This window comes from Streptomyces formicae (genome assembly GCF_002556545.1).
GTDB lineage: Bacteria > Actinomycetota > Actinomycetes > Streptomycetales > Streptomycetaceae > Streptomyces > Streptomyces formicae_A.
On the sequence record NZ_CP022685.1, the window covers coordinates 8,232,633 to 8,256,571 of the forward strand.

General features: G+C 71.5%; 24 protein-coding genes. 11 read left to right on the forward strand and 13 right to left on the reverse strand.

Features of this window, described 5'->3' with window-relative positions:
* The first annotated feature begins 2 nt into the window (after positions 1 to 2).
* Both KY5_RS35780 and KY5_RS35785 read left to right on the forward strand, forming a co-directional pair.
* Positions 3 to 1,070 carry an LLM class flavin-dependent oxidoreductase gene (locus KY5_RS35780; protein ID WP_098246096.1) on the forward strand — a complete coding sequence of 356 codons (1,068 nt, stop codon included), beginning with the start codon at positions 3 to 5 and terminating at the stop codon, positions 1,068 to 1,070.
* Positions 1,071 to 1,377: 307 nt separating this feature from the next.
* Positions 1,378 to 2,418 (forward strand): LacI family DNA-binding transcriptional regulator, encoded by a 1,041-nt coding sequence (locus KY5_RS35785; protein ID WP_234363021.1) that lies wholly within the window; start codon positions 1,378 to 1,380, stop codon positions 2,416 to 2,418.
* A gap of 27 nt (positions 2,419 to 2,445) precedes the next feature.
* On the opposite strand, the gene KY5_RS35790 is transcribed toward KY5_RS35785, so the two are convergent.
* Positions 2,446 to 3,684 (reverse strand): glycoside hydrolase family 64 protein, encoded by a 1,239-nt coding sequence (locus tag KY5_RS35790; RefSeq protein ID WP_098246097.1) that lies wholly within the window; start codon positions 3,682 to 3,684, stop codon positions 2,446 to 2,448.
* 237 nt (positions 3,685 to 3,921) lie between these two features.
* Between KY5_RS35790 and KY5_RS35795 the strand changes: the two genes are divergently transcribed.
* Together KY5_RS35795 and KY5_RS35800 are read left to right on the forward strand one after the other, a co-directional pair.
* Positions 3,922 to 4,719 (forward strand): VOC family protein, encoded by a 798-nt coding sequence (locus KY5_RS35795; RefSeq protein ID WP_098246098.1) that lies wholly within the window; start codon positions 3,922 to 3,924, stop codon positions 4,717 to 4,719.
* A 147-nt stretch (positions 4,720 to 4,866) separates the two neighbouring features.
* Positions 4,867 to 5,115 (forward strand): WhiB family transcriptional regulator, encoded by a 249-nt coding sequence (locus tag KY5_RS35800; RefSeq protein ID WP_199843383.1) that lies wholly within the window; start codon positions 4,867 to 4,869, stop codon positions 5,113 to 5,115.
* A gap of 54 nt (positions 5,116 to 5,169) precedes the next feature.
* On the opposite strand, the gene KY5_RS35805 is transcribed toward KY5_RS35800, so the two are convergent.
* The gene (locus KY5_RS35805; protein WP_098246100.1) at positions 5,170 to 7,641 is read right to left on the reverse strand and encodes a hypothetical protein; all 2,472 of its coding nucleotides are present in this window, start codon (positions 7,639 to 7,641) and stop codon (positions 5,170 to 5,172) included.
* Positions 7,642 to 7,697: 56 nt separating this feature from the next.
* Positions 7,698 to 8,156, reverse strand: coding sequence for an Lrp/AsnC family transcriptional regulator (locus tag KY5_RS35810; RefSeq protein WP_098246101.1), 459 nt, complete (start codon positions 8,154 to 8,156; stop codon positions 7,698 to 7,700).
* 203 nt (positions 8,157 to 8,359) lie between these two features.
* On the opposite strand from KY5_RS35810, the gene KY5_RS35815 reads away from it, so the two are divergent.
* Genes KY5_RS35815 through KY5_RS35825 form a run of 3 tightly spaced genes read left to right on the forward strand, consistent with a single transcriptional unit; the run spans position 8,360 to position 10,164 of the window.
* Positions 8,360 to 9,004 (forward strand): AzlC family ABC transporter permease, encoded by a 645-nt coding sequence (locus tag KY5_RS35815; RefSeq protein ID WP_418952889.1) that lies wholly within the window; start codon positions 8,360 to 8,362, stop codon positions 9,002 to 9,004.
* The gene (locus KY5_RS35820) at positions 8,997 to 9,326 is read left to right on the forward strand and encodes a branched-chain amino acid transporter permease (RefSeq protein WP_098246103.1); all 330 of its coding nucleotides are present in this window, start codon (positions 8,997 to 8,999) and stop codon (positions 9,324 to 9,326) included. Before KY5_RS35815 ends, KY5_RS35820 begins: the two co-directional genes overlap by 8 nt.
* Before the next feature lie 34 nt (positions 9,327 to 9,360).
* Entirely contained in the window at positions 9,361 to 10,164 is an 804-nt protein-coding gene (locus KY5_RS35825; RefSeq protein ID WP_098246104.1) for a thioesterase family protein, read from the forward strand.
* Between the two features lie 18 nt (positions 10,165 to 10,182).
* Here the strand turns inward: KY5_RS35825 and KY5_RS35830 are convergent, their stop codons facing one another.
* The 4 genes from KY5_RS35830 to KY5_RS35845 form a co-directional block, all read right to left on the reverse strand.
* Positions 10,183 to 11,157, reverse strand: a complete 975-nt coding sequence (locus tag KY5_RS35830) for an acyl-ACP desaturase (protein ID WP_098246105.1) — start codon at positions 11,155 to 11,157, stop codon at positions 10,183 to 10,185.
* 170 nt (positions 11,158 to 11,327) lie between these two features.
* Complete coding sequence (gene ddaH / locus KY5_RS35835) at positions 11,328 to 12,101, reverse strand: dimethylargininase (RefSeq protein ID WP_098246106.1); 774 nt, start codon at positions 12,099 to 12,101, stop codon at positions 11,328 to 11,330.
* A 38-nt stretch (positions 12,102 to 12,139) separates the two neighbouring features.
* Positions 12,140 to 14,452, reverse strand: a complete 2,313-nt coding sequence (locus KY5_RS35840) for an ATP-binding cassette domain-containing protein (RefSeq protein WP_098246107.1) — start codon at positions 14,450 to 14,452, stop codon at positions 12,140 to 12,142.
* 10 nt (positions 14,453 to 14,462) lie between these two features.
* The gene (locus tag KY5_RS35845) at positions 14,463 to 16,106 is read right to left on the reverse strand and encodes an ABC-F family ATP-binding cassette domain-containing protein (RefSeq protein WP_098246108.1); all 1,644 of its coding nucleotides are present in this window, start codon (positions 16,104 to 16,106) and stop codon (positions 14,463 to 14,465) included.
* Between the two features lie 279 nt (positions 16,107 to 16,385).
* Between KY5_RS35845 and KY5_RS35850 the strand changes: the two genes are divergently transcribed.
* Positions 16,386 to 17,066 (forward strand): GOLPH3/VPS74 family protein, encoded by a 681-nt coding sequence (locus tag KY5_RS35850; RefSeq protein ID WP_234363022.1) that lies wholly within the window; start codon positions 16,386 to 16,388, stop codon positions 17,064 to 17,066.
* Between the two features lie 61 nt (positions 17,067 to 17,127).
* Here the strand turns inward: KY5_RS35850 and KY5_RS35855 are convergent, their stop codons facing one another.
* Complete coding sequence (locus tag KY5_RS35855) at positions 17,128 to 17,544, reverse strand: SsgA family sporulation/cell division regulator (RefSeq protein WP_098246109.1); 417 nt, start codon at positions 17,542 to 17,544, stop codon at positions 17,128 to 17,130.
* 223 nt (positions 17,545 to 17,767) lie between these two features.
* On the opposite strand from KY5_RS35855, the gene KY5_RS35860 reads away from it, so the two are divergent.
* Positions 17,768 to 18,877, forward strand: a complete 1,110-nt coding sequence (locus KY5_RS35860; RefSeq protein WP_418952890.1) for a WD40/YVTN/BNR-like repeat-containing protein — start codon at positions 17,768 to 17,770, stop codon at positions 18,875 to 18,877.
* Between the two features lie 100 nt (positions 18,878 to 18,977).
* On the opposite strand, the gene KY5_RS35865 is transcribed toward KY5_RS35860, so the two are convergent.
* Genes KY5_RS35865 through KY5_RS35875 form a run of 3 tightly spaced genes read right to left on the reverse strand, consistent with a single transcriptional unit; the run spans position 18,978 to position 20,379 of the window.
* A complete protein-coding gene (locus tag KY5_RS35865; protein ID WP_098246111.1) occupies positions 18,978 to 19,277 on the reverse strand; it encodes a YciI family protein in 300 nt (99 codons plus the stop codon).
* A gap of 10 nt (positions 19,278 to 19,287) precedes the next feature.
* Positions 19,288 to 19,770: a GNAT family N-acetyltransferase gene (locus tag KY5_RS35870; RefSeq protein WP_098246112.1), complete on the reverse strand. Its 483-nt coding sequence runs from the start codon at positions 19,768 to 19,770 to the stop codon at positions 19,288 to 19,290.
* 57 nt (positions 19,771 to 19,827) lie between these two features.
* Positions 19,828 to 20,379, reverse strand: coding sequence for a GNAT family N-acetyltransferase (locus tag KY5_RS35875; protein WP_098246113.1), 552 nt, complete (start codon positions 20,377 to 20,379; stop codon positions 19,828 to 19,830).
* A 51-nt stretch (positions 20,380 to 20,430) separates the two neighbouring features.
* On the opposite strand from KY5_RS35875, the gene KY5_RS35880 reads away from it, so the two are divergent.
* On the forward strand, positions 20,431 to 21,021 hold the full coding sequence (locus KY5_RS35880) for a TetR/AcrR family transcriptional regulator (RefSeq protein WP_098246114.1): 591 nt from the start codon (positions 20,431 to 20,433) through the stop codon (positions 21,019 to 21,021).
* Here the strand turns inward: KY5_RS35880 and KY5_RS35885 are convergent.
* Entirely contained in the window at positions 20,991 to 21,446 is a 456-nt protein-coding gene (locus KY5_RS35885) for a hypothetical protein (RefSeq protein ID WP_098246115.1), read from the reverse strand. The genes KY5_RS35880 and KY5_RS35885 overlap by 31 nt on opposite strands.
* A gap of 196 nt (positions 21,447 to 21,642) precedes the next feature.
* Here KY5_RS35885 and KY5_RS35890 point away from each other — a divergent pair, with 196 nt between their 5' ends.
* Positions 21,643 to 22,461: an SAM-dependent methyltransferase gene (locus tag KY5_RS35890; protein WP_098246116.1), complete on the forward strand. Its 819-nt coding sequence runs from the start codon at positions 21,643 to 21,645 to the stop codon at positions 22,459 to 22,461.
* Between the two features lie 18 nt (positions 22,462 to 22,479).
* Here KY5_RS35890 and KY5_RS35895 read toward each other — a convergent pair whose 3' ends face one another.
* Positions 22,480 to 23,931 carry a flotillin family protein gene (locus KY5_RS35895; RefSeq protein ID WP_098246117.1) on the reverse strand — a complete coding sequence of 484 codons (1,452 nt, stop codon included), beginning with the start codon at positions 23,929 to 23,931 and terminating at the stop codon, positions 22,480 to 22,482.
* Positions 23,932 to 23,939 lie beyond the last annotated feature (8 nt).

Below are 23,939 nucleotides of genomic sequence, written 5' to 3' on the forward strand. Positions count from 1 at the left end.
GCATGGCGTCATCGGAAGTGCTCTGGTACATCATCCCGCGCGAAGGCGCCTACCCCTGGGAGCCCGAGGGGCGCAGGCCCGTCGACCTCGGCTACCTCCGGCGGCTCGCGGGCACCGTGGAGAGCCTCGGCTTCTCCGGTGCCCTGCTCGCCACCGACCTGTACGACGTGTGGCCGCTCGGCAGCGCCCTCGCCGCCTCGACGTCGACCGCGTTCAAGCCGCTCCTGGCCGTCCACCCGGGCCTGATCTCGCCGACCCTGCTCGCCAAGATGGCGCTCAGCTTCGACACCCTCTTCGGCGGGCGGCTCCGCTTCAACGTCGTCAACGGCTCCACCAAGTCCCTTCAGGAGTACGGACTTCACGTGGAGCACGACGAACGCTACGAGCTGAGCGCCGAGTACTGGTCGATCGTCAAGCGTCTGACGGCCGGTGAGATCTTCGACCACCAGGGCCGTTTCTACGATCTGAAGGACGCGGGCGCCTCCTTCCGCGAGCTGCGCCCCGTCCAGGAGCCGCACGTGCCCCTCTGGTTCGGCGGGTCGTCGGCCCCGGGCATCGAGATGGCGGCGGAGCACGTCGACGTCTATCTGACCTGGGGCGAGCCCCCGCACCTGCTCAAGGAGAAGCTGGACCGGGTCCGCGAGCGGGCCGCCGCGCACGGGCGGACGCTGCGGATCGGGCTGCGCCTGCACCTGATCGTGCGGGACACGGAGGAGGCGGCGTGGGCCGCCGCCGACCGGCTCCTCGACGTCACAAGACAGGCGACGTACGCCCGTCAGCTCGGCGAGCGCGCGGGCGAGGACGGGGTGGGCTGGCAGCGGCAGTTCCGCGAGCACGGCGGGAAGGCCCCCGCGCGCGCCAGGGAGTTGGAGACCCACCCCAACCTGTGGCCCGGCATGAGCCTGTTCCGGCCGGGTCCCGGCACGGCCGTCGTCGGATCCGCCGCCCAGGTCGTGGAGCGCCTGAAGGAGTACGAGGCGCTGGGGGTCGACACGTTCATCCTCTCCGGCAACCCGCTCCTGGAGGAGGCGTACCGGGTCGCCGAGACCGTGCTTCCCGCGCTGCGCTAGGGCCTGTCGTCACACTCCCGTCGTCGCCCGAAGGGCGGCCCCGCGGTGTCTGGTGCGTGCGATCGCAAGGCGCCGGGATGTCCTCGTAGTGGGCCTACTCGGGCATTCCGGCAACGCCGCGAGCGTGCGTGCCAGACGTCGCGGGGCAGACGGGAGTTTGACGACAGGGCCTAGGGCGTTGGGGGCAGACCTCGGGGCCGTGGTGGCGCCCTCGCGGGGCAGGCCCCGGGGTCGATGCGGGAAGATGATGCCCGACGGCGGCCGCCGAGGGCGTCGTCCCGCGTCCGCCCGGAAGGAGAGACCACAGGTGACCGACGAGTCGAGCGCCGCGCCGCGTCCCACGCTGGAGGCCGTGGCCGCACGGGCGGGGGTCTCCAGGGCCACCGTCTCGCGTGTCGTCAACGGCGACGCGGGGGTGCGCGAGACGCTTGCCGCGAAGGTCAGACAGGCAGTCGACGAGCTCGGCTACGTGCCCAACCGGGCCGCCCGCAGCCTGGTCACCCGGCGGCACGACGCGGTCGCCGTGGTGATCGCCGAGCCGGAGACGCGCGTGTTCGCCGACCCGTTCTTCGCGCTGCAACTGCGCGGCATCAGCAAGGAGTTGACCGCTCACGACGTACAGCTGGTGCTGCTGCTGACCGAGGGGCGGGACGATCACGAGCGGGTCGGCCGGTATCTCGCGGGCGGACACGTCGACGGCGCGCTCGTCTTCTCGCTGCACCTGGACGACCCGCTGCCCGGCATCATCCGCCGCGCCGGGGTGCCCACCGTGTTCGGCGGGCGCCCCGGCTGGTCGGACCCCGTGTCCGGAGGGCCCGGCGCCCCGTACGTCGACTGCGACAACCGGGGCGGCGCGCGCGAGGCCGTGCGGCACCTGGTCGGCCTCGGGCGCGGCCGTGTCGCGCACATCACCGGGCCCCTCGACCAGACGTCGGCGGTCGACCGGCTCGACGGCTTCCGCGACGTCCTGGCCGACGCCGACCCGAGGCTGATCGTCGAGGGCGACTTCACCCCCGCGGGCGGCGAGCGCGCGATGCGTCAACTCCTGGACGCCTGCCCGGACGTGGACGCGGTCTTCGCGGCCAACGACCTGTCGGCGTCCGGCGCCCTGCGGGTGCTGCGCGAGCGCGGCAGGAGGGTGCCGGACGACGTGGCCGTCATCGGCTTCGACGACATGCTGCCGGTGGCCGAGCAGGTGGATCCGCCGCTGACGACGGTGCGTCAGGACATCGAGGAGATGGGGCGGTTGATGGCGCGGATCCTGCTTCAGGGGCGCGGCGAGAGCCCTGCCGCCACACCGGCCGGTGTGGTGCTGCCGACGTCGCTGGTGCGCAGGGCCTCGGCGTAGGCGGCCGCCGCGGTCGGGGGCGGGTGGTCAGGAGCCCACGCTCACCGTGAACCGCCGAGGGTTCCCGTCGTGCGCCGCGCCCGACACGTCCGGCTGGCCGTCGGGCCGAACGTCGTCGTACGGAAACGCGTACCCGATGGGGGAGTTGGCGTGCACCACCCGTGACCAGTGGTTGGTCACCGCGTCCCGGTAGTAGTCGCCGGACGTCGCGCCGCCTGGCTGTTCGGGGTGGGTGAGCATGATGCTCCGGTTGAACCCGGCGGCGAGCCTGGCGAGCAGGCCCTTCTTGTCGTCGGGGTCGCCCGGGTTGTTGGCGAAGGGGCCGTGGTTGCAGGTGAAGACGTCCTTCGACGTGGGTTTGGCGAAGGAGTGGCCGCCGTTGAACGTCAGCACGTCGCCGCTGACCCGCCCGGTGAACACGCCCCTGCCGCCCTGGAGGTCGATCTTCAGGTCGGTGGACCGGTACTTCTCCCACACCTGGTCGATGTAGTCGTTCCACACGTCGCGGAACGGCATCTGGTCGGGCCGGTCGAAGTAGGGGGCCATCAGGTTCTGCGGCGAGATGACGCGCAGGACGCCGCCGTCGTCACCGCGGATGACCAGCTTGTCCCACGGCTGTCCGTCCTTGCCGGTCTGCGCCGCCAGATCCGCGGCGATCTTGTCGACGGCGCCGTCGGGGAGCGGGGCGACGGTGTGCGTGCCGTCGCCCTCCAGGGTCAGCCCGATGGGCAGGGCGGTCACCAGGTCGACGTAGCTGATGTTGGCGTAGAGCTGCTGCGGGTTGAAGGTGAACTCGCAGAACGACCACGTGCGCCCGTAGTTGGGGTCCTCGCGGGTGGCGAAGGCGGGCTCGACCAGGGAGGGGCCGGGGTTGAGGAAGAAGTCGAGCTTGTCGTCGCGTACGAAGTAGACGCGGGCGCCGTACATCTGAGGCAGCGTCAGGACCTTGGGCGCCGAACCGGCGGCGCCGAGCGGGATGGCGCAGTCGACGGGCAGTGGGGTCTGCGGCGCCGAGGGCGAGTCGGGCCGGTAGACGCCGCCGTCGGGCTTGAGCAGCACCCAGCGGTCCGTGCCCTGCTCGTGCCCCGTGACGTAGGCGCGCACCTGTCCAGGCAGCGACGTGTTCCGCAGGGCGAGCTCGCAGGTGGCGGGCGCGGCCCTGCCTCCTGCCCGGGCGCCGGGGCTGAGGGCGCTGCCCCAGACGGGATAGGTGAGGGCACCCGCGGCGCCCGCGGTGGCGGTCAGGAACGTTCGACGCGATATCACGGAAGGTCTCCTGCGGTGGGGGGTGTGGGGGTGGTGCACCACTGTCGCGGCGGGGGGATGGGGCGTCAAGAGATGTGACTGAGAGCGCTCTCAGAAATCTTGTGTCTTCAGGAAATGACGACGTGGGAGGGGTCGGGCTAGGTGCGGCGCCGCCGGTCTGCCGGACGGCGGGCGGATTGTCAGTGGGGGGTGCCAGACTCAAGAGGACGGCAGAGAGATGCGACAAAGGAGTCGATCATGCTCAATAACCGTTTCGTCACCGGAGCGCCGGTCTGGGTGGACATGTGCGCCCCGGATCTCGGCACCGTCAGCTCCTTCTACCGGGAGCTGTTCGGCTGGGAGCTCCAGCAGGGCGGCCCCGAAGTCGGCGGGTACGGCCAGTTCCGGATCGGGGGCAGGACCGCGGCGGGCGCGATGGCCGTCTCGGCGGACGAGGCCCCACCTTCATGGACGCTCTACTTCCGCACGCCGGAGGCCGACGCCACCGTGAAATCGGTCGAGCAGGCGGGCGGCCGGACGCTCTTCGAGGCTGTGGACATCACGGATCTCGGCCGCATGGCGGGCCTCGCCGACTCCGCGGGCGTGCCGTTCTCCGTGTGGCAGCAGGGACAGCTCAAGGGCCTCGATGTCCTGAACGAACCGGGCGGCCTGATCTGGGTCGAGCTGTACACCCCGGACGTCGCTGCGGCCACCGCGTTCTACGGCTCCGTGTTCGGCTGGGGGACCACCGAGATGCCCTTCCCCGGGGGTTCGTACACGATGGTCCACCCGGCCGACGGCACCCCCGACGACATGTTCGGCGGCCTGGTGCCGCTGGACACCGACCCCGCCGAGTCGACTCCGTACTGGCTGCCGTACTTCCAGGTGGACGACTGCGACGGAGCGGTCGTCACGGCGCGAGGGGCCGGGGGAGAGGTGCGGATGGAGCCGGTCTCCATGGAGGGCGTGGGCCGTTTCGCCAAGCTGGCCGACCCCGCGGGGGCCCGGTTCGCCGTGCTGCAGCCCTCGCCTCCCGGCGAGCAGACGGGGGCGTAGTCTTCGGTCCCCGCGGTTTCGGAGATCCCTCCGGAGGGCAACCCTCATCGGGAACCTCGCGCCGGTGCCCGGCGGCGAAACACCGTCGGACCGGGCGTTGATCGTTCGTTGATCGAACGTTTCGCGCGGTGCGGCAGCATCGGCGGCATGTTGATCGAGATGACGGCCGAGCCCGAGCTGGCCTGGCAGGAGCAGGCGCTGTGCGCCCAGACCGGAGCGGACTTCTTCTTCCCCGAGCCCGGTAGCTCGGTGCGCGAAGCGAAGTACATCTGCCGGATGTGCGAGATGCGCCCCGCCTGCCTCGAGTACGCCCTCGCCAATGACGAGCGGTTCGGTGTCTGGGGCGGCCTCTCCGAGAAGGAGCGGTACGCCCTCAGACACCAGTCGGGCCGGTAGTGCCCGCGCTGCGCACAGGGCCCTTCGCCATCGGCGAAGGGCCCTTCAGGCGCTTCAGGCGTACGTCACCGTGAAGTGCCGCGTCCCTGCGGGGACGTGGACGTCGTCGCCGGAGACCGTCAGCGGTCGGCCGTCCGCCGAAGCGGCCCGCACGTGTCCGAACCGGCACGGATACACGTACCGCACCCGCTCCGGCGCCTGGGTGAGCTCCACCGCCACCGTCCGGTCGCCCGCGTCATGGGTGAGCCGGTAGCCGAAGGGCTCACCGAACAGCGTCGGCGCGGACTCCACCGCCACCGTGTCGCCGTCCGGCACCCAGTGCGGGCGCACCCCCGGCGCGATGTACAGATGCGGATCGCGGTCCTCGTCCGCCTCGAAGAGCAGCACGTCCCGGATCAGCAGCAGGTACTCGGCCGCCGCCCAGCCGTGCGGGATGTCTCCCATGTACCAGTGGCGGGAGGGCACCTCGTGGAAGTCCGAGGCGATCGTGAAGGCGTGCTGCTCGTTCCACGCGCCGAGCGCCACCGCCCGCTCCTGGGTGCGCGGGAAGGCCGCACCGACGATCCAGCCGAGCAGCGCGTCCGTGCGCACCGGGTCGCCCGCCAGCAAGTAGGCGTGTGCCAACTGCGTGGTCAGATAGGGCCCGTAGGCGTTCCACGCGGCCTCGTGCCGGTAGCCGCCCGCCACGAAGTGCGTGTACATGGTGTCGAGGGTGAAGCGCGCCGCCCGGTCGATGTCGGGCCCGAGCTTGCTGCCCATGTGCAGCCGCAGCGGATGGAAGAACGCGGCCGTGCCGATCATCGTCGAGTCGAGCCGCCCGACGTCCCCGGGCCCGGTGGGGATGTACGTCTCCCAGGCCCCGCGCCGACGCTGCTCGTCCAGGACCCAGCGCACGGAGGCGGCCGTCGCGCCCTTCAGGTCGTCGAAGGCCGCCCAGAGTTCGGGCACGTCGGGCGAGCCGATGCGCTCGGCGAGCCGGGCCGCCTCGTAGAGACCCGCGAGGGCCCACAGGTCGTCCCAGTAGTGCGGCTTGTCGCGCTCGCCCAGGTGCTCCGCGCTCCAGCCGCTGTGCAGCAGGCCGTACTGGTCGCGGTTGTCCCGCAGCCAGCGCGCGCCGTCGACGACGTAGGGCGTGTACAGCTTGGTGCCGAACGCGGCGCCCCTGCCCAGCGTGCGGTCGAGGCGGCCGATCGCCCAGAGCGCCTGGCCGTTGCTGTCCCACTCGCGGTCGTCGCGCTCGTGCGGACCGCCGTAGAAGCCGTACTCGGCGCACGGTCCGATCCGGCCCGTGCCCCGGTTGAACTTCAGCGGATAGTGCGTGCCCAACTGGCGTTCGGCGAGCGCCGCGTCACCCACGAGCGAGCAGGCGGTGGCCTCCACCGACGAGTCGCGGATCCAGAACGAGTCGTAGACGGTCGGGCCCGGATGGATCTCGCCCTGGTCGGAGAGGATGAGCAACTGCGAGCGCGCCTCGCGGAACAGGTCGGCCAAGTGGGTGACGGGGCGGGGCAGATGGGGCTGGACGCCCTGGCCGAGCAGCTTGGCCGTCCAGAACGCGCGGTTGCCCTCCTCCAGTTCGGCGGCCGGTGTGGCCCTGATCTCCGCGAGGTCGGCCGCCCCGCTGTACAGATCGACGGGCAGCCGTACGTCCAGTTCGAACATCTCGTCGTCGACGACCCGGAAGGGCCAGGCGAACGCCGCGCTGCAGAGACCGGCCACCTGGTCCTGCGCCTGCCGCGCGCCGTTCAGCTTGCCGCCCATGACCAGGTCGTGGAAGGGGCTGTGGGCGAGGTAGGAGTCGGGGTCGAAGGAGAACTCCGGGTTGCCGTAGACGCCGTACTGCTCCGGAGCCGTGTCGAACACCGGGCCCCAGCCGCTGTTCGTCTCCACCCGGTTCTCCTCGGGCAGATGGCGCAGGAACGTCAGCCTCCGGTCGGTGATCTGCCGTCCGTTGCGGTCGTGCCGCTGGAAGCCGCTCGGGCCCGCGGGCATGACCGCCGCGCAGAGCCAGCCCTCGCGCGGCTGCCCTGTCGCGGTGCCCACGGTGAGCCGGGTGACCACGAGGTCGCGCTGCCGGGCGCCGATCGCCGTGGCGAACGTCCGCTGCACGAACTCGACGCCGTCCGGCGTGCGGAACTCGGTGAGGACCACCGGCAGGTGCGGCGCCTCCATGCGCTGGCCGACCGTGCCGCCGTCGGTGAGCTGCGGCAGGTGCAGGGCGCCGGTCGCCGGGTCGTAGAGGAAGAAGGACAGGCAGTACTTGTCGTAGACCGGCTCGATCTCACCCGCCTGTCCGATCAGGGACTCCTGGCGGTGGTCCTTCACGCCCACCATGTGCCAGTAGCGGTACAGCGCGTTGGAGGCGAGTGCCGCCTCCTTGGATTCGTACGTCCCGGAGTCGAAGTCGTCGCTCCAGTGCCGGAAGGCCTGCTGCGTCCACCAGGGGACGGGATAGGGCACCTGCGCCCTGCCCGCCCAGCTGCGCCACATGACCTCGTAGAACATCCACTCGTGGGTCTGCGCCATGGGTTCACCCCCTCGCCCACCGTTGCACCGCGAGGGGCGTTCGTAAATCGGTGCGGTCAGGGTCCCGGCTTCACCGTCTTCATGGTCAGGTGGGAGTCGACGCGCAGGACACAGGGCAGGCCCGTGAGCTTGCCGGTGAGGAACGCCTCGTAGGCGGCGTGGTCGGCGACCGCGACGCGGATGAAGTAGTCGGGGCGGCCGAACATGCGCCGGACCTCTATGACCTCCTCGTAGGAGGCCACGACCTCCTCGAACTCCAGGTAGGTCTTGCGGTCGTTGGCGCTGACCTCGACGTCGATGAGGACTTCGAGGCCGCGGCCGAGGGCTTCGGTGTTGATGACGGCGTGATAGCCGGCGATGACGCCCGTCTCCTCCAGGCGCTTGACCCGGCGCAGGCAGGGGGGCGCGGTCAGGCCGACGCGTTTGGCCAGCTCGACGTTGGTCAGGCGGCCGTCCTGCCGCAGGTGAAACAAAATTTCGTTGTCCAGCGCATCGAGGCGGATTTCATTGCTCACGGAGCCATCATAGAGCCACTATCCGCAACCATATTAGGCGTGGATCTTCATAAAATGTCGGCATGCGAACAGCTCCACCCGTCGTCGGTGACACCCCTGCGCCGACCCCAGCGCCGCCCTCCGAGCCCACCTCCTCGCCCACCCCCGTCCCCCCTTCCGGGCCCCTCTCATGGGTGCGCGTCGCCCTCAAGGACACCGCCTCCGTGGGGCTGGCCTTCGTGCCCATCGGCCTCGCCTTTGGAGCGCTCGTCACCCAGTCGGGCATCGACTGGTGGTGGGCGCCCCTGTCCGCCGCGCTCATCTACGCGGGCTCGTTCGAGTTCCTGCTCATCGGCATGGTCGCCGCCGCCGTCCCGCTGGCCTCGATCGCCGTGACCGCCTTCATGGTCAACGTCCGGCACGTCTTCTACGCGCTGTCCTACCCGCTGCACCGCGTCCAAGGGCGGCTCGGTAAGGCGTACGGAACCTTCGCGCTCAGCGACGAGGCGTACGCCCTGACCTCGGGGGAGAAGGCCCGCTCCTGGCCCGGCCCGCGCATCATCGGGCTGCAACTCCTGCTGCACCTGTACTGGGTGGGCGGCGCGACCGCGGGAGCCCTGCTCGGCTCGCTGATCCCCGAGGGCGTCACGGGCCTGGACTTCGCGCTGACCGCCCTGTTCACCGTCCTCGCCGTCGAGGCGGTCCTCGACCTGCGCGGCGATCTGCCCACGCCGCTGCTCGCCCTGCTCAGCGCCCTGATCGCCCGGCTGCTCTTCCCCGGCGAGCTGCTCCTCGCCGCCTTCGCCCTGTTCACCCTCGGGCTCCTGGCCCGCCACCTCGTCACCCACAGGAGGCCCGGCCGTGTCTGACCCCGGCTACGCGATCGCCGCGGTCGTCGTCACCGCCGCCGTCACCTGGGCCCTGCGCGCCCTGCCCTTCGCGGCCCTCGCCCCGCTGCGCGCGAGCGGCACCGTCCAATACCTCAGCACCCGCATGCCCGCGGGCGTGATGCTGATCCTCGTCGTCTACTGCCTGCGCGACCTGCCGCTCACGGAGCCGCGTGCCCTCGCCCCCGTGATCGCCCTCGCTGTCACCGTCGGCCTCCATCTGTGGCGCCGCAACGCGCTGTTGAGCATTCTCGGCGGCACGACCGTCCATGTGATCCTGGCCAGCACGGTCTTCGCCACGTGAGGCCCCCGGGCCGCATCCGGAAAGGTACGCACCGTTGAACACCGGCAGTTACTACGAGCCCATCGACGAGCACCGCTACAAGCCCACGGCGCACGCGAGCGGTGCGTGGGACACGGCGGAACTGCACTTCAGTCCGCTCGGCGGCCTCATCGTCCACGCGATCGAGCGCCATCTGGCCGGGCGGCCCGACAGCGGCCTCGTGCTCTCCAGGATCAGCTTCGACATCCTCGGGCGGCTCGCGCTCGACGAGTGCGAGATCCGGGTGGAGACCCTGCGCCCGGACCGCACCATCGAGCTGCTCGAAGCGGTCGCCCTCATCGCCGGGCGGCCCGTGGTGCGGGCCAGGGCCTGGCTGCTCGGCGCCGGGGACACGGCCGCCGTGGCAGGGGGCGGCGCCGACGCGCTCCCGCACCCCGAAACGCTCGAACCCTGGCCGCTCGCCGACCTGTGGCCCGGCGGGTACATCGCGTCGCTCGACGCCCGCGCCGTCGCGCCCCCACGTCCCGGCCGTACGACGGCGTGGGTCTCCACCGGCCTCGACCTCGTCGCGGGCCAGGACGTCGGCCCCCTCGCCGCCTACGTCGCGCTGGTCGACACCGCCAACGGCATCGCCGTACGCCGGTCGCCCACGGCCTGGATGTTCCCCAACGTCGACCTGACGGTCCACCTCCACCGGCAGCCCGAAGGACGCTGGGTCGGACTCGACACCAGCGTCACCTTCGGTCCCACGGGGCAGGGCACCACGAGCACCGTGCTGCACGACGTCGCGGGCCCGGTCGGCCAGGCCCAGCAGATGCTCACGGTCCGGCCCCTGCCGGGCGGCGGCACGGGGCCCTGACGGTGGCGGGCGGCCGGGTCAGGCGCCCCGCGCCGCCATCCGCGCCTTGCGCGCGGCCAGCCTCTCGTCGAACTTCGACGCCTCCGCGTCGAGCCCGCCCATGAAGAGGCCCAGCTCCTCCTGCGCCTTGAGGCCCTCGGGGCCGAGCCCGTCGATCTCCAGGACCTTCAGGAAGCGCAGGACGGGCTGGAGCACGTCGTCGTGGTGGATGCGCATGTTGTAGACCTCGCCGATGGCCATCTGCGCGGCGGCCCGCTCGAAGCCCGGCATGCCGTGGCCCGGCATGCGGAAGTTGACGACGACGTCGCGCACGGCCTGCATCGTGAGGTCGGGGGCGAGCTCGAAGGCGGCCTTGAGCAGGTTCCGGTAGAAGACCATGTGGAGGTTCTCGTCGGTCGCGATGCGCGCCAGCATGCGGTCGCAGACCGGGTCGCCCGACTGGTGGCCCGTGTTGCGGTGCGAGATGCGGGTGGCCAGCTCCTGGAAGGCGACGTACGCCACCGAGTGCAGCATCGAGTGGCGGTTGTCCGACTCGAAGCCCTCGCTCATGTGCGTCATCCGGAACTGCTCCAGCTGGTCCGGGTCGACGGCGCGCGAGGCGAGGAGGTAGTCGCGCATCACGATGCCGTGGCGGCCCTCCTCGGCGGTCCAGCGGTGCACCCAGGTGCCCCAGGCGCCGTCGCGGCCGAAGAGCGAGGCGATCTCGTGGTGGTAACTGGGGAGGTTGTCCTCGGTGAGCAGGTTGACCACCAGGGCGATGCGTCCGATGTCGGTGACCGGGGACTGGCCCTTCTCCCACGCCTCGCCGTCCTCGAAGATCCCGGGGAAGTTCCGGGCGTCGGAGAACGGGACGTACTCGTGGGGCATCCAGTCCTTGGCCACCTTCAGGTGGCGATTGAGTTCCTGCTCGACCACTTCCTCCAGCGCGTAGAGCAGCCGGGCGTCGGTCCAGCTGTCCGCGCTGCTACCGAGGTGGGGAGAGGTGATCGTCACGAGGGCTCCAGAGGGGGACGGGAGTTCTTACGAATTGTTGCGCGCGGGAAGTGCGAGCGGTGCACTACCTACGGTGTCGTAGGTTACGTTGCCGTAGGTTAAACCCGCCGTAAAGGGTCTCCGAGCCACGGCCCCACCCGTCCCTGCCGCAACTACCGCCTCATTACTGGTCAGGCGTACAGGTCACGGAGTCGGACTGAGAGGCACGTCACACAGCCTTCGAGCTTCTCGAACTCGCTGATGTCCACCAGAACGGGGTCGAATCCGACATCGGCGAGGAGCTCCGCGCTCCTCGGCGCGCTCGCCGACATCAGCAGCTTTCCGCCGCCGAGGAGCACCACGTGCGCGCCCGCCTCCTCCGGCACGGGCAGGAAGTGCGGGAAGAGCGAGGGATGGTCGACGAGCGGCTCGTATCCGATGACCGTCCCGTCGGGCAGCGCCGTCACCGCCGACTTCAGATGTAGGACCCGGGTCACGGGCACGGCGACGACGCGCGCCCCGAGTGGTTCGAAGGCGGACCGCAACTGCCGCACCCCGTCCGCGTTGGTCCTGCCGCCGCGGCCCACGTAGACCGTGTCGCCGACCTTCAGGACGTCACCGCCGTCCAGCGTGCCCGGCTCCCACACCCAGGCCACCGAGGCGCCGAGCCTGGCCACCGCCTCCTCCACGCCCGGTGTCTCGTCGAGGCGGCTCGGGGCGCCGGGCCGCGCTATCAGCGCCACGTTGCGGAAGACGGTCACCGTGTCCTCGACGAACACCGCGTCCGGGCAGTGGTCGGCGGGCTCCACCTCCAGGGTCTGCCAGCCGTGGGCCGCGAGCGTCTCCACGTACGCGGCCCACTGCCGCAGCGCGAGGCCCGGATCGACCGGCGGGCGCACCCCGGTGACCAGGCCCTCCGCTATGCGCGGTCCCGGGCGGCGGATCAGGGCCTTCTTGCTGGGCACAGTGGCGACTCCCTACGGCGTCGGGGCAGTGCCGCACATCATGCAGCGTGTGCCCGCTCCCGGCCCAGAGCGCCGCGAAGATGATCCGCCGTGAACGACCCGGTGGCGTCGAGGAGTTGCGCGGGCGTGCCCTCGAAGACGATCCGCCCGCCGTGCTTGCCGCCGTCGGGTCCCAGGTCGATCACCCAGTCCGCGTGCTTGACCACGTCGAGGTTGTGCTCGACGACGACCACGGTGTTGCCCGCGTCGACCAGCCGGTCGAGCAGCGCGAGCAGCCCGTCGACATCGGCCATGTGCAGCCCGGTGGTCGGCTCGTCCAGGACGTACGTCGTGCCCGTGCGGTGCAACTGGGTGGCCAGCTTGATGCGTTGGCGCTCGCCGCCGGAGAGCGTGCTCAGCGGCTGGCCGAGCGTGAGGTAGGTCAGGCCCACGTCCCGCAGGGTGCTCAGACGGCGGCGTACGCCCTTGTCGTCGAAGCCGTCGCCGAGCCGGTCGAAGAAGTCCAGGGCCCGCTCGGCGGTCATCTCCAGGACGTCGACGATCGAGTGGCCCGCGACGGTGAGCCGCAGCACCTCTTCCTTGAAGCGGCGCCCCTCGCACGCCTCGCAGGTCGTGGTCACCGGATCCATGAACGCGAGGTCGCTGTAGATGATCCCGCGCCCCTGGCAACGCTCGCACGCGCCCTGCGAGTTGAAGCTGAACAGGCTCGCCCGCTCACCGCTCTCGCGCGCGAAGAGCTTGCGCAGGGTGTCCATGATCCCGAGGTACGTCGCCGGGGTCGAGCGGCCCGAGATGCCGATCGAGGACTGGTCGACGACCACGGCGTCGGGGTGCGAGGCGACGTAGGCCCCCGACACCAGCGTGCTCTTGCCCGAGCCCGCGACGCCCGTCACCGCCGTGAGCACCCCGGTCGGCACCCGCACGCTCACGTTCTTGAGGTTGTGCAGATCGGCGTCCTCGATCCAGTGCCCGCCGGTCGCCTCGCGCGGGTGCTCCTTGACGCCCGTGGTGCGGCGCAACTGGCGCCCGGTCAGGGTGTCCGCGCCGCGCAGCTCGTCCGGGGTGCCCTCGAAGACGACGAGACCGCCGCCGGTGCCGGCTCGCGGGCCCATGTCGACGACGTGGTCGGCGACCGCGATCACGTCCGGGTCGTGCTCGACCACGAGCACCGTGTTGCCCTTGTCGCGCAGCCGGAGCAGCAGGTCGTTCAGGCGTCCCACGTCGCGCGGGTGCAGACCGACGCTCGGCTCGTCGAAGATGTAGGTCATGCCGGTCAGGCTGGAGCCGAGGTGGCGCACCATCTTCAGGCGCTGGCCCTCGCCGCCCGACAGGGTGGACGTCTCGCGGTCCAGGCTGAGGTAGCCGAGGCCGATCGCCTCGATCCGCTCCAGGGCCGCCACCGCCGCCCCGGCGATCGGGCCCGCCACCGGGTCGTGGATCCGGCCGAGCGCGACGATGAGGTCGGTGACCTCCATGCGGGTGCAGTCGGTGATGCCGAGGCCGCCGACGCGGGTGGCGAGCGCCGCCGCGTTGAGGCGGGCGCCGTGACAGGTCGGGCAGCGGCCCTCCTGGAGGAACCCCTGCACCATGTCGCGGGTCTTCTGGGCGAGCGTCGACAGGTCGCGGTTGAGGTAGAGCCGCTCGAAGCGGTCGGCGAGGCCCTCGTAGTCGATGTCCCGCGCGCCGCCGGTGTTGTCGACCGTGACCTTCTTCCTGCCGCCGCCGCGCAGCAGGAACTGCCGCTCGGCGGCGGTGAACTCACCGACCGGCTTGTGCGTGTCCAGGTCGGTGGTGTTGGTGTACGTCTGGCCCTGCCAGGTCCCGGCGGCGAACGGCGGGAAGAGGACCGCGCCGTCCGCCAGGGACTTGGCGGGGTCGAGGATGCGGTCGTAGTCGGGCCGCACGGTGCGCCCGAGGCCGTCGCACTCGGGGCACATGCCCGCCGGGTCGTTGAACGAGTACGCGGTCGCCCCTCCCGCGCTGGGCGTGCCGTACCGGGAGAACAGCACCCGGATCACCGAGTAGATGTCGGTCATCGTGCCCACCGTCGAGCGGGAGTGCCCGCCGATCGGCTTCTGGTCGACGACGATCGCGGGCGAGAGGTCCTCGATGGTGTCCGCGTGCGGCCGCTCGTACTTGGGCAGCCGGTTGCGGACGAACCAGGTGAAGGTCTCGTTCAGCTGACGCTGCGACTCGACCGCGATCGTGTCGAAGACGACCGACGACTTTCCGGACCCGGAGACCCCGGTGAAGACCGTCAGACGGCCCTTCGGGATGCGCAGGCTCACCTCCTTGAGGTTGTTCTCACGGGCCCCTGCGATGGTGATGAACTGGTGGCTGAGCTGGTCCATGCCACCGAAGCTAGTCCGAATACCCGACAGCTTCTGTCTTCTTTTCCTGGGTGATTTCGGTCAGCTCGCCATCGAGCCGCAGCCACCGCGTGATGCCGATGGACTCCAGGAACGGCAGGTCGTGGCTGGCCACGATCAGCGCGCCCCGGTAGGACTCCAGAGCCGTCGAGAGCTGTCTCACGCTCGCCATGTCGAGGTTGTTCGTCGGCTCGTCGAGCATCAGGAGCTGCGGCGCGGGCTCGGCGAGCAGCAGCGCCGCGAGCGCGGCGCGGAACCGCTCGCCGCCCGACAGGGTCGCCGCCCGCTGATCGGCCTTGGCCCCCTTGAAGAGGAACCGGGCAAGGCGCGCCCTGACGCGGTTGTTGGTCGCGTCGGGAGCATACGCCCGTACGTTCTCCACGACGGTCAGCTCGTCGTCGAGCACGTCGAGGCGCTGCGGCAGGAACCGCATCGGCACGTGCGGGAGAGCCTCGCCGGAGACCGCGGGGAGCTCCCCGGCGATCGTACGGAGCAGCGTGGTCTTGCCCGCGCCGTTCCGCCCGATCAGCGCGATCCGCTCGGGGCCGCGCAGCTCGAACTCGCCCTTCACCCGGGCGCCGTAGCAGAGTTCGAGGCCGCTCAGGGTGAGCACGGTGCGCCCCGGATGGACCAGGGTGTGGGGCAGGTCGACGCGGATCTCGTCGTCGTCCCGCACCGCCTCGACGGCGTCGTCCAGACGTTCCTTGGCCTCGGCGAGCTTCTCCTGGTGCATGATGCGGTGCTTGCCCGCCGACTCCTGCGCGGCCCGCTTGCGCGCGCCCGCGAGGATCTTCGGCAGGCTCCCGCTGTCCTGGATCTTCTGGCCGTACCGCTTGCGGCGAGCCAACTTGACCTGGGCGTCGGCCAGATCGCGCTTCTGCTTGCGCAGGTCGGACTCGGCGACGCGCACCATGCGCTCCGCCGCCTCCTGTTCGACGGCGAGGGCCTCCTCGTAGGCGGAGAAGTTGCCGCCGTACCAGGTGACCTCGCCGTCGCGCAGATCGGCGATCTGGTCCACGAGGTCGAGGAGTTCGCGGTCGTGGCTGACCACGACCAGGACCCCGGACCACGCGTCGACGGCCGCGTAAAGGCGCCGACGGGCGTACAGATCAAGGTTGTTGGTGGGTTCGTCGAGCAGCAGTACGTCGGGCCTGCGCAGCAGCAGCGCGGCCAGGCGCAGCAGCACCGACTCGCCGCCGGACACCTCGCCCGACGTGCGGTCGAGGCCGATGTGGCCGAGCCCGAGCTGGTCGAGGGTGGCGCGGGCGCGCTCCTCGACGTCCCAGTCGTCGCCGACCGCGGTGAAGTGTTCTTCGGCGGCGTCGCCCGCCTCGATGGCGTGCAGGGCGGCGCGGCGCTCGGCGATGCCGAGCACCTCGTCGACGCGCAGCCCGGTGTCCAGGGTGACGTTCTGCGGCAGGTAGCCGACCTCACCGGTGACCTTGACGGTCCCTTCGGTGGGCTTCAGCTCACCGGCGAGCAGCTTCAACAGGGTGGACTTTCCCGACCCGTTGGTGCCGATGAGGCCGGTCCTGCCGGGTCCGAAGGCGATCTGGAGTCCGTCGAAGACACCGGTGCCGTCCGGCCAGCCGAAGGTGAGCGAGGTGCAGGTGAGGGAGAGGGGGGAGGTTGACATACGGGCCTCGCGGTTGCGTGGTGTGGAGCGCGGTCAGGGGCAACGCGTTCGAGACACCGCGGCGGGGTGAGGCCGGAGAGGAGAGAGGGCCTGTGCCGGGGGGACGGGACGGCTCGGATGCCGAGGTCGCACAACGACGTACACAGCGGTGACAGCTGTGTGACGCGGTGTCTCATGACCTCAGACGAGCAACGTCCTTCTCCTATCGACGGCAACAGAACCGCTGTACACCGTAGGAAGGGCCCGCGGGCATGTCAACGTTTTATTGTGGGAGGCGCCGTGCACCACGGAACGCTGTCACTGCCCGCCAGGCTCTTCCTGCTGGCCTGGAACACGCACCGGGGCAAGATCACCGGCGCACCCGATCTGCACCTGGCGGTCAGGGCGGGCGCGCTCGCCGAGCTGGCCCAGCGCGGCGTGCTCTTCGAGGAGGACCGCGTCGTCACCCCGGTCATCGGCGCCCGCACCGGCGACACGGCGCTCGACGCACTGGCCGAACTGATCGAGCAGTCCCGGCCGCGCACCTGGCGAGGCTGGCTGACGCACCGCTCGCGCGGCACCCTGAGCGCGGTCCGCGACCAGCTGGTCGCGCACGGCTATCTGCGGACGGAGCGCGGCCGGGTCCTCGGTCTCTTCCCCGCAAGGCGCTACGCACTGGAGCGGGTGGGACACGTGGAAGTGCTGCACGCGGAGGCACTCGCGGTGCTGCACGGCAAGCAGCCGGTCGCCGAGGTGCCCGAGGAAGACGCGGCCCTGGTCATGTGCGCGGCCACCGGCAAACTGCGCACGATCGTCACGGGCAAGGACCGCAGGCGCTACCGGGACAGGATCGACGAGCTGACCGAGCGGGCCGGTGGCGCGTCGCCCGAGCTGCGGGCGGTGATGGAGAACCTCCGCAAGGCGCTCGCGTCGGCCATCTCGTCGGCCGAGGCGGCCCGCGCTTCGGGTGGGGGCGGGTGAGACCGGGAGGCGGAGGGCGGACGGCGGAGGCCGGAGCGTGGGTCGCTGCGTCAGGCGGCGCTCAGCAGGCGTCGCGCATCAGCTCGGCGAGGTCCTGGTCCAGATCGACGTGCCGGTGCTCCTGGCCGACGGGGACCAGGGCCATGGTGCGGTGCAGGAAGTGGCGGAGCTCGCCGGTGCGCACGTGGACGATCGCGGTGCCCTCGGGCGCGTGGAACTCCACGACCGTGCGGTCGAAGCCGTAGGGGCGCACGCGCACGTCGCCGTCGCCGACCGCCCGCTCCACCCCGTGGTTCAGCAGTTCACGGGCGAAGGTCCAGTAGACCTCCACGCCCTCCAGCGTCGCGGGAGCCGGGAAACTCATGCGGACGGCGAAGGGGTCCCGCTGGTCGTAGTGGAGTGTCGCGGGAATGGTCGGCATCCGCGGCGCGGCGGCGACGAGGCGGGCCTCTACGGCTTGCTCGATGACGGTGGACAACGCCTGCTCCCTCACTGACTGCTTGACGACTGGGGTCGGGCACTTGAATAGACGACGGAATGACGAGATCCGTGCACACGGAGGGCGGGTCAGACCGAGTGACCTCTGTCACCGCGACACCGTCCGGGCGCCCACGGTTCCCTGCGATCACCGACGGGGGGACCCCTTCCGGCCATCTGGACGAGGCCCGGCGAGTCGGCTAGCTTCGCCCGCCATGAGGGGCATGGGGAAGTCGAAGTCGTTGAGGCGCACGGTACTCGTGGGACTGTGCGGTGCCGCACTGGCGGGAGCCGCGCTCGTGCCGCCCGCCGCCGCTCTCGCGGACGCGGGTGACGCCGGGGGACCGGCCGCCGAACGGTCGCTGAGCTGGCAGCTCAAGAAGAGCGGGACCGACGCGCGGTTCCGCGGCCTGGCCGCCGTCGGTCCCGACGCGGCCTGGGTGGCCGGTACCAAGGGGACCGTGCTGCGGACCTCCGACGGCGGCCAGACCTGGCGCGATGTCTCCCCGCCGGGCGCCTCCGCGCTCGAATTCCGTGACGTGGAGGCCTTCGACGGCCGCCGCGCCGTGGTGCTCGCCATCGGCGAGGGCGAGGCGTCGCGGGTGCTGCGCACCGAGGACGGCGGAGCGACCTGGACGGAGTCCTTCCGCAACACCGACGCCAAGGCGTTCTACGACTGCGTGACCTTCTTCGACCGCCGCCACGGCCTCGCCATGAGCGACCCGGTCGACGGCAGGTTCCGCATCCTGTCCACCGCCGACGGCGGCCGCTCCTGGAAGGTGCTGCCGAACACCGGCATGCCCCCGGCCCAGGAGGGCGAGTCCGGCTTCGCGGCCAGCGGCCAGTGCCTGGTGAGTTCGGGCCCGCGCGACGTGTGGCTGGCCACCGGCGGGGCGTCGCGCGCGCGGGTCCTGCACTCCGAGGACCGGGGCCTGACCTGGCGGGCGACCGACGCGCCGATCCCGGCGGGCGACCCGGCCCGCGGCGTGTTCGGGCTCGCGTTCCGCGACCGTACGCACGGGATCGCGGTCGGCGGCGACTACCGGGCCGACCAGCCGTCCCCGAAGGCGGCGGCGGTGACCGGGAACGGCGGCCGCGACTGGGACCCGTCCCACCGGCCGCCGCCCGCCTACCGCTCGGGCGTCGCCTGGTTCCCGCACAGCCGCTCCACGGCGCTCGCGGTCGGCCCGACAGGCACCGACGTCACGAGGGACGGCGGGCGCACCTGGCGGACGGTCGACACCGGGTCGTACGACACGGTCGACTGTGCCGGGGCGCGGGGCTGCTGGGCCGCGGGCGAGAAGGGGCGGATCGCACGCCTGGAGAGGCGCTGAGCGCTCCGTGAGGGGCGCGGGGCCGTATCATCCGCGGCTCCGCCGCGGGGCGCGACCAGCCCCCACCGGCCCGCAGGCCGAAGGCCGCACCTCCAGCGGACTACGCGGGCAACTGCTCACGGTACGCGTCGAGTCCAGGCGCCGTCTTCGTCGCGATGAACTCGATGATGCGGTACTCGCAGACCCCGGCGATCGTGAACGGGTCCCTCGCGGTGATCTCCTCGATCCGCGCGCGGTCGTCCGCGACGGCGATGATCACGCCGCCGTCGCGCGGGTTCTTGCGCCCGGACGCGATGAAGACACCGGCCTCGTACAGCTCGTCGAGCCACGCCACGTGGGCCTCCAGGTGCTCGTCGACGGCGGAGACGGGCGCGGTGTAGGTCAATTCGAGAATGAACATGATCGTGAGGCTACCCGGCGGCTCCCGGCACCCCGCCGGGGCGCCGGACGGTCCGGGCTCCCGGCACCCGGACCATGAAGACGTCGACCGGGTCCTCGCTCTCCACCGTGAAGCCGTGCCGCTCGTAGAGCCTGCGGGCGTCGCTGCCCTGGAGGACGTTGAGGCGTACGGTCGCACCCTCGGCGTCGGTGCGCCCCAGGAGCGTGCCGAGGACGGCCGAGCCGATGCCCCGCCCCTGGACCCGTGGGTCCAGGAAGAAGTGTTCGAGCCAGTACGCGGAATCGGCGGGGCGCAGGGCGACACAGCCGACGAAGGCGCCGTCCGACTCGATCACCGAGGTCTGCTCGGGCCGGAAGGCGTCCCGGAAGCGCTGGCGCACGCGGTGCGGATCGAACCTGCCGAGCCGCTCCAGGTCGGGCCGCATCACCACGGCCCGAAGCTCGACGATCGTCTCCCTGTCCGCGGCCCCGGCGGAGCGCAGTGCCCATCCCATGATCCAAGTATCCCGAGGGGCGCGGGAGACGGTACGGCGGGTGTGGGGGAGGACCGGTCAGGCGCGTCCTGCCCGGTACTCGGGGGCCAGGACCGCCCACATCTGCTTGTCGTGGCGCGCGCCGTCGTAGGGCCACGCGCCCCGGCGCACGCCCTCCAGGGTCATGCCCAGCCGCTTGGCCACCGCGGCGCTGCGGTCGTTGTCCGCCCGGCAGTGCCACTCGGCGCGGAACAGACCCCGGGTGGTGAACGCCCAGTCGAGCAGCGTGCGGCAGGCCCCGGTGATCAGGCCGTGGCCCTCGCCCGACGGCTCCAGCCAGCAGCCGATCTCACAGGTGCCCGACGCGGCGTCGAGGGCCACGAACATCACTCCGCCGATCAGTGTGCCCTCGCGCCAGATGCCGAAGAGGCGGGCGCCGTCGGCGGCCTGGCGCTCCGCGTAGCGGCGCAGGGTGGCCCGCGCGCCCTCGACGTCGTCCGTGACGAAGGCGGGGCCGACCCACGGCCGGATGTGCTCGCGAGCGCGGTCGAGGTGGGCGGCGAACTCCTCGGCGTGCCACGGCTCCAGCGGTCGGAGCTGGGCGTCGTCCCGCAGCGGCAGGGAGAACATGGGTGACCTCGCATTCACAAAACAAACGTTATGATTATGTACGGTAGCAGCATGCCACGCCCCAAGGGAGATCACGAGGCCCGCCGCCGCGATGTGTCGGAAGCGGTCTGGCGCGTCCTTGCCGCGCACGGGTTCGGGGGTCTGACGATGCGCGCCGTCGCCGCCGAACTCGGCGCGACCACCGGCCTGCTCACGCACTACTTCCCGGCCAAGCGCGACCTGGTCGCCTACGCCCTCGACCTGCTCGCCGCCCGCAGCGCCGCGCGGCCCCGGCGGGCCGCGGGCGCGGGGATCGCCGCCGTCCGCGCCGCCCTGCTCGACATCCTGCCGCTCACCGACGAGGCCACCGCGAGCAACCGCGTCTGGGTCTCCTCCTGGGACGTGGCGCTCGCCGATCCCGAGCTGAGCGCCGCGCACGGCCGCAGGTACGAGCAGAGCAGGGACAAGCTGCGCGACCTGATGGCGGCGGCGCAGGAGCGGGGCGAGCTGCCCGCGGGGGACCCGGCGGACCTCGCCGCCGGGGCCCAGTCCTTCGTGCTCGGCCTGGTGGTGCAAGCCCTGTTCAGCCCCGCCCGGTTCCCGCCGGGGCGCCAGACGGAGCTGCTGGACGGCTACTTGGCCGCGCTGGGCTCGCAGCCCTGAACCGGACAGTCGCGCACGGTGACGTACACGACGGGCGAGACGGCGCCGCCGCCCGTCATGCGCAGCGCGTTGCGCCCCCGGTAGTCGAGCACGACCCGCAGCGAGTACGTCCCGCGCGCTGTGGTGCGCACCGTCGCGGGCAGGCCCACCCACCGCTCGCCCTGCTTCTGTTGGAGGGCGACGGGGGTGCCGGGCGGCAGGTGCGCTGCCGTGCCGAGGACGCGGAACTCCTCCGAGGGCCGCACGGTGCTCCGCGTGGCCTGAGCGGTGAGCGTGGGACGGGGTGCCGTAGTTGTGGCCGCCGCCGGTTGCGGGGGCGGGTCGGCGACCGGGCGCGGCGTCGCGGTCGCCGGTGCCGCCAGGGCGCCGAGGAGCACGGCCGTGGCCGCGATGGCGGAGAAGGAGGCGTACTTCGTGCGGTTCATGGTCAACGTGCCGTCCCGGCCTAGATGCGGATCGTCTGCCGCCTCAACATAGGCAGGACGTACCGAAACGTGAGGAATCGACTCGCTCCGATCCTCCGGAACTCCGCTTGCGTGAACTGGTGTGCGCCACGCGACGGTTGACGCGTAGGTTGTGCGATGAACGATTCAGGCCACGGTGGAGAGACGGACGGGAACCATGACCGACCACGCGACGACGCCCGGACCCGCGGCGGCACACCAGAGCATCGACACCTCGGTGCCGCACTCCGCCCGGATCTGGAACTACTGGCTGGGCGGGAAGGACAACTACCCCGTCGACGAGGCGGCGGGCGACGCCTACAGCGCCGTCTTCCCCGGCATCGTCACCGTCGCAAGGAGCAGCCGCGCCTTCCTGCGGCGCGCCATCACGCACCTGGTCACCGACGCGGGCATCCGGCAGTTCCTGGACATCGGCACCGGCCTGCCGACCGTCGACAACACCCACGAGGTGGCCCAGCGGCTCGCGCCCGATGCGCGGATCGTCTACGTCGACCACGACCCGATGGTCCTGGCGCACGCCCGCGCCCTGCTGACGTCCACCCCCGAGGGTGCGACCGCCTACGTCGACGCCACCCTGTCGGATCCGGACCGCATCCTGGCGTCCGCCGCCGAGACGCTGGACCTCACCCGCCCCACCGCCCTGATCCTCAGCAACATCCTCGGCCACATGCCCGACTACGACCAGGCGCGGGAGATCGTCGGACGCCTGGTGGACGCGCTGCCGTCCGGCAGCTACCTGGTCATCAACGACGGTTCGCGGGGCATCGACGCCGCCTACGAAGCGGCCCAGGACGGCTACAACGCGTCCGGCGCCGTGCCCTACTTCCTGCGTCCCGTCGACCAGATCGCCGCCTTCTTCGACGGTCTCGAACTCCTCGAACCCGGCGTCGTCTCCGTGCCCTGCTGGCGGCCCGACGCCGACGCCGAGGCCGCCGAGCCCATCGGGGAGCACGGCGGCCTGGCCTTCAAGCGCTGACGGGGCGCGGCGCGGCGGCTAGTGGGTGATCTCGATCCTGCCGTTCGCCGCGTCGGGAGCGGTGTCGGCGGCGGGCTTCGCCGGCTCCGCCGACGCGCCGCGCGTTCCTCCGGTGATCCCCTTGAGGAGCTGCGCGAGGTCGACTCCCGTGGTGGAGTTGAGGAGTTCGACGCCCTGGGCGACGTTGTCGGCGACCGTACGGGAGAGCTGGCTCGCGCCGTCCGTGGAGATCACCGTCATCTTGTCGACCGCGCTGAGCGGCTCGGACGCCTTGGCCACCACGTCCGGCAGGACCCCGACGAGCATCTGCAGGACCGCGGCGTCGCCGTACTGCGTGAACGCGTCCGCCTTCTTGAGCATCGCCTCGGCCTCCGCGGCACCCTTCGCGCCGATCGCGGCGGCCTCTGCCTCGCCCTCCAGGCGTACGGCGTCGGCGAGCGCGGCACGCTGCGCCTTCTCGCCCTCACCGGTGAGCCTGGCCCGCTCGGCGTCGGCCTCGGCCTGCTTGACCAGGCCGATCCTGCGGGCCTCCGCCTCCTGCTCGGCCTGGTAGCGCGCCGCGTCGGCGGGCTTGCGGACCTGGGTGTCCAACTCGCTGTCGGTCAGCGCCGCCTGGCGCTTGGCGACCTTCTCCTGCTCGGTGAGGACCTCCTGCTGGCGCGCCGCCTCGGCCAGCGGCCCCGCGGCCCCGGCCCGCGCCGACGCCTCGTCCGTCTCGGCCTTGATCTCGGCCTGCTTGAGCGCGAACGTCCGCTGGGCGATCGCGATCTCCTCCTCGGCCTTGAGGCGCGCCTGCTCCGCGGCCCTGCGCGCCACGGCCTCCGCGATGTCGGCCTCCTGCTTGGCACGGGCCGCCTCGGGGCGCCCGAGGTCCTCCAGGTAGGAGCCCTCCGTGGTGATGTCCTGGATCTGGAAGGCGTCGAGGACCAGGCCCTGCCCGGAGAGGCTGGCCTCCGCCTCCTCGGCGACCTGCCCGGCGAACGCGGCACGGTCACGGATGATGTCCTCCACCGACATCCGCCCCACGATGGAGCGCAGCGCGCCGGAGAGCACCTCCTGGGTGAAGCCGACGATGCCGTCCTGCTGCACGAGGAAGCGCTGGGCCGCGGCCCTGATCGAGTCCTCGGTGCCGCCGACCTTGACGATGGCGACGCCTTCGAGGTTGGACTTGACGCCGCGCAGCGTCACCGCGCCGCGCACCGCGATCGGGATGTGCCGCGAGGAGAGGTCGAGCGTGAACTTCTGCTGCACGAACGGCACGACGAAGACACCGCCGCCGACCACGACCTTCTGGCCGCTGTTGTCGGTCATCACGCGGCCGGTGTCGGGATCGGTGGACCTCTTGCCGCGCCGCCCGGTCACGATGAAGGCCTCGCTGGGCCCCGCGACCTTGTAGCGGGTGATGACGACGAGCGCCAACAGGACGAGGAGTACGACGACTCCGACGACTGCGGTCAGGACTGGACTCATGCGAATTC